General features: G+C 60.8%; 2 protein-coding genes and 2 pseudogenes. 3 read left to right on the top strand and 1 reads right to left on the bottom strand.

Annotated elements, in window-relative coordinates:
* Positions 1-1,716: pseudogene (locus EN884_RS26635) on the bottom strand (diguanylate cyclase); the annotation flags it as partial.
* A 361-nt stretch (positions 1,717-2,077) separates the two neighbouring features.
* On the opposite strand from EN884_RS26635, the gene ugpB reads away from it, so the two are divergent.
* From ugpB to EN884_RS26620, 3 genes and pseudogenes are all read left to right on the top strand, one after another.
* Positions 2,078-3,388 (top strand): sn-glycerol-3-phosphate ABC transporter substrate-binding protein UgpB, encoded by a 1,311-nt coding sequence (gene ugpB / locus EN884_RS26630; RefSeq protein WP_128360819.1) that lies wholly within the window; start codon positions 2,078-2,080, stop codon positions 3,386-3,388.
* 157 nt (positions 3,389-3,545) lie between these two features.
* A complete protein-coding gene (gene ugpA / locus EN884_RS26625) occupies positions 3,546-4,466 on the top strand; it encodes a sn-glycerol-3-phosphate ABC transporter permease UgpA (RefSeq protein ID WP_050580468.1) in 921 nt (306 codons plus the stop codon).
* A 9-nt stretch (positions 4,467-4,475) separates the two neighbouring features.
* Positions 4,476-4,581 (top strand): annotated as a pseudogene (locus EN884_RS26620) (glycerol-3-phosphate transporter); the annotation flags it as partial.

The following is a 4,581-nucleotide window of genomic DNA, read 5'->3' as shown; positions in this document are numbered from 1 at the left end:
AGCGGACCAACGCTTCGAAGCCGACCATCTTTCCGCTGCTGATCTCTTTCTGCGGCTGGTAGACGAGATAGAACTCCTGGCGTGCGACCGCCTGGCGCAGTTCGTGCTCCATGACGCGCTTGTCGCGGGCCTCGGCCCCATCGATGCTTCGAAATAACGGTAAGTGTCCTTGCCTTCGGTCTTGGCCCGGTAGAGTGCCGTATCGGCGTGGCTTATCAGGCTGGCCTGGTTTTCGGCATCCGACGGATACAGCGCAATGCCGATGCTTGCCGACACAAGGCCGCCGCCGACCGAGAGCCGGTTTTCCTCGCGCATGGCGGTCAGCACCGCGTTGGCGATACGGCCCGCCTCCAACGGGTCGGCCAGGTTCGGCGCGATGATGGCGAACTCATCGCCGCCCAGCCGCGCCACCATCTGCCCTGGACGAAGGATACCGGTCGCGCACTGCGCAACCTTCTGCAGCATGGCGTCGCCTGCGCCGTGCCCATACAGGTCGTTGACCTCCTTGAACCGGTCGAGATCAAGCAGCAGAAGCGCAAGCTGGCCGCCTTTCCTGGTCCGGACCATCGCAGCGATTTCCGTCTCCAGCCGGCCGGAAAAGCTGCGGCGATTGGCCAGTCCGGTCAATGGATCGAAATGGGCAAGCCGCAGGATCTCCTGTTCCGCCTTCTTGCGCTCGCGAATGTCGCGGACCGCGACCACGTTGTGCGGTTTGCCACAGTAGTCGATGCTCCTGGCGATCAGCTCGACAGGAATGCTCGTGCCATCGCGACCGCTCAATTCGGCCTCCTGCGGCTGTTCGCCGAAGCCCGAGATATCGGATCCGAAGAGATCGCCAAGCTGCATTCCGTTCAGGGTCGCTGTTGCTTTGCCCGTCAGTGCCGCAATGCTGTCATTGGCACTGATGATGCGGTTGCCGTCGCAGACGATCAGCCCCTCCACGGCGGCATTGGCCAGGCCGTGCATGCGGTCGACCTCGAGCTTCTGGCGACGGAAGCGCAAATCGATCCACAGCGCCGATGCCGACAGAACCAGGATCACCAGTGTGGCGGCGGCGGCCGCGAAAGCCTGCGAGGTCGGCTCGATCGTGTATTCGGATATGACGATCGAGGGATCGGGGAAGATCGAGACGGCACCCATCCCGATGAAATGCAGGGTGCAGATCGCCAGCGTCAGCAGCACCGCGCCGCCGGATGTCGCCTTCAAGGAGGGGCGGCGCTGCACGACACGCAGCGCCAGCGCCGCGAGCGTTACGCCGGCCAGCAGGGAAACGGCGACAAGCAACAGGTTCCACTCGATACGGCCCTGAACCTCGAACGCCGCCATGCCGATGTAGTGCATGGCTGCGATACCGCCGCCCAGCACGGCGCCGCCGACGAGATGATAGTCGAACTCATCCCGCAAGGTGGCGATCCACATGCCGGCTGCCGTCAAAGTGACCGAAGCAGCGAGCGAAAGCACGGAGAGTGCCGGATCATAGGCACTGGGTATGCCCGGTGTGAATGCGAGCATGGCGATGAAGTGCGTTGCCCAGATGCCAAAGCCGGTCGAAGTGGCCGCGATCATCAGCCAGGCAAGCCGGTTCCGATCTGTGGAACGGCTTATGTGCTGAAGCAGGTTGACAGCAGAGAAGCAGGAAATTCCGCAGATCAACGCGGCGAGTGCGACCAGTCTCAGATCATGTTCGTTGACGATACAATTGTAGACCGTCAGCATTTATTTCACCTGAGCTTTGGAAATAAACAGGGCAGCAGGATTGAGTAGCGCGTTGCCGTTGAGGGATCGATAAAGTCGGCTGCAACCTTGGCGTGTCTCTTCGGGTTGCTGCGGCTGCAATCAGGGCTGACACGCCGAAAGCCAGCTTGACGGTCCCGACGGTGGTTCCTGGCGCGCTTGTCGTCGCGCTAAGCCGGCTAACCGCATCGCTTCCCATGCCTCCAAGCGGAGACGAGCGTTGCGTCAGGTAAAGGGTGAAGTTCGTCGATCTGCAACAAAACCGTTGTCTGATTGTCATGAGCGACACATATTGCCTTCGCGGGAGTGCCCCCTTTCGCCAATGACAAACGGGAGATGAAACATGAAGTCCTTCGGCTTCGCGGCCGGTGTTGCCGCTACCTTTATGACGCTTTCCTCAACCTCCGCTTTTGCCGTCACGCAGATCAGTTGGTGGCACGCCATGACTGGCGCCAATGCCGAAGTCGTCGACAAGATCTCCAAAGATTTCAATGCCAGCCAGAGCGACTATGAGCTCGTTCCGGTGTTCAAAGGCACGTATCCCGAGACGCTGAATGCCGGCATTGCCGCCTACCGCGCGGGCCAGGCGCCAGACATCATCCAGGTGTTCGACGTCGGCACCGGCGTGATGATGGCGGCCGAAGGTGCCATCAAGCCCGCAGCCGATGTGTTGACCAGCGCTGGAATGACCTTCGACAAGAGCCAGTATCTGCCAGGCATAGTCGGCTATTATTCGAAGCCGGACGGCACCATGCTCTCCTTCCCCTACAACTCCTCCTCGCCGATCCTTTATTACAACAAGGATATCTTCAAGAAGGCTGGTCTCGACGTCGATAGCCCACCCAAGACCTGGAATGAAGTGTGGGAAGACGCCAAGAAGATCATGGCGAGCGGCGCGGCCGCCTGCGGCTACACCTCGACCTGGCTGACCTGGATACATCTGGAGAATTTCGCGGCCTGGAATGACGTGTCATGGGCCACCCAGCAGAACGGTCTGGCCGGCGGCGATGTCGAGCTCAAGATCAACGCGCCGATTTTCGTCAACCATTTCCAGGCGCTGGCGGACCTCGCCAAGGACGGCACCTTCAAATATGGCGGCCGCACCTCCGAAGCCAAGCAGATCTTCCTTGCGGGCGAATGCGGGATCATGACCGAATCGTCCGGCGGACTTGGCGATATCGTCAAGTCCGGCATGAATTACGGCATTGGCCAATTGCCGTATGACAGCGACGCCAAGGGTGCGCCGCAGAACACGACGCCGGGTGGCGCCAGCCTGTGGGTTTTCGCGGACAAATCCGATGAGGAATACAAGGGCGTCGCGGCCTTCTTCGCCTACCTGTCGAAGACCGAGGTGCAAGAATACCTGCACCAGAAGTCGGGTTATCTGCCGGTAACGCTGGCGGCTTATGAAGCGACCAAGAAGTCCGGTTTCTATGACAAGAATGTCGGCCGCGAGACCCCGATCCTGCAGATGACGGGTAAGACGCCGACCGACAATTCCAAGGGCGTACGTCTGCCGAATCTGCCGCAGGTGCGCGATATCCAGAACGAGGAGTTCGAGAAGATGCTCGCCGGCCAGCAGACCGCGCAGCAGGCGCTCGACAATGCGGTTACGCGTGGCAATGCCGCGATCAAGGAAGCGCTGGGGAATTAGAGCGAGCGCAGGTCCTTGCTCTACGGCGCACCCATCTGTCCCGCCGGGCATCTCCCCTCGTGAGGGGAGTTTTGCCGTGCCTTGCGATTTCGCCAATGGTCGATGATGCCCAGTCCGAAACGCTCATCAAAGCCATCTTGGCGGAGAGGGGTGCCGCATGGTGCCCCCCGCCTCATCACCTCGGAGTGGCTCCGTGACCCCTCGCGTCGTGTTCCCCAACAAGGTCCTTCCCTACCTGCTTGTGGCGCCGCAACTGGCCATCACGCTCGTTTTTTTCTACTGGCCGGCCGGTCAGGCGTTCTACCAATCCATGCTCAGGCAGGATCCGTTCGGGCTGAGGACCAAGTTCGTCTGGTTCGCCAATTTCAGGAAAGTGCTTGCCGATCCGGCCTACCTGAACTCGATCAAGGTCACGGTGGTGTTTTCCCTTGCGACCGCTATCGTCGCCATGTGCGTGGCGCTCCTGCTGGCGGTCATGGCAGAGAAGGTGGTGCGCGGCAAAGGTCTCTACCGCACGCTCTTGATCTGGCCCTACGCGGTGGCGCCGGCGATTGCCGGTATGCTGTGGCTATTCCTCTTCAACCCTTCGATCGGGTCGCTGGCCTACATGCTGAGGAGTTTCGGCATCGCCTGGGATCCACTGCTCAATGGCACCCACGCCATGATCCTGCTGGTGTCCGCCGCTGCCTGGAAGCAGATCAGCTACAATTTCCTGTTCTTCGTCGCCGGCCTGCAGGCGGTGCCGAAAGCCTTGATCGAGGCGGCGGCCATGGACGGCGCCGGCGAGACCAAGCGATTCTGGACCATCGTCTTCCCGCTGCTTGCGCCGACGACCTTCTTCCTGCTGGTCGTCAACACCGTCTATGCCCTGTTCGACACGTTCGGCATCGTCCATGCCGTCACCGGGGGCGGTCCGGGCAAGACGACTGAGACGCTGGTCTACAAGGTCTACAATGACGGCTTCGTCAATCTGATCCTCGGTGACTCGGCGGCGCAGTCGGTCATCCTGATGATCATCGTCATCTCGCTCACCGCCATCCAGTTCCGCTATGTGGAACGCAAAGTCCATTACGGCTGAGGGCGAGCGATGATCGGCCAGTCACCGCTCCGCACCGTCATCGCCCACGCCATGCTGATCCTCGGCATATTGATCGTCGCCTTCCCGATCTACTACACGTTCGTTGCCTCGACGC

It is taken from the genome of Mesorhizobium sp. M7A.F.Ca.AU.001.01.1.1 (genome assembly GCF_004022735.1).
Taxonomy (GTDB): Bacteria; Pseudomonadota; Alphaproteobacteria; order Rhizobiales; family Rhizobiaceae; genus Mesorhizobium; species Mesorhizobium ciceri.
This window is presented reverse-complemented; position numbering and strand designations above follow the sequence as displayed.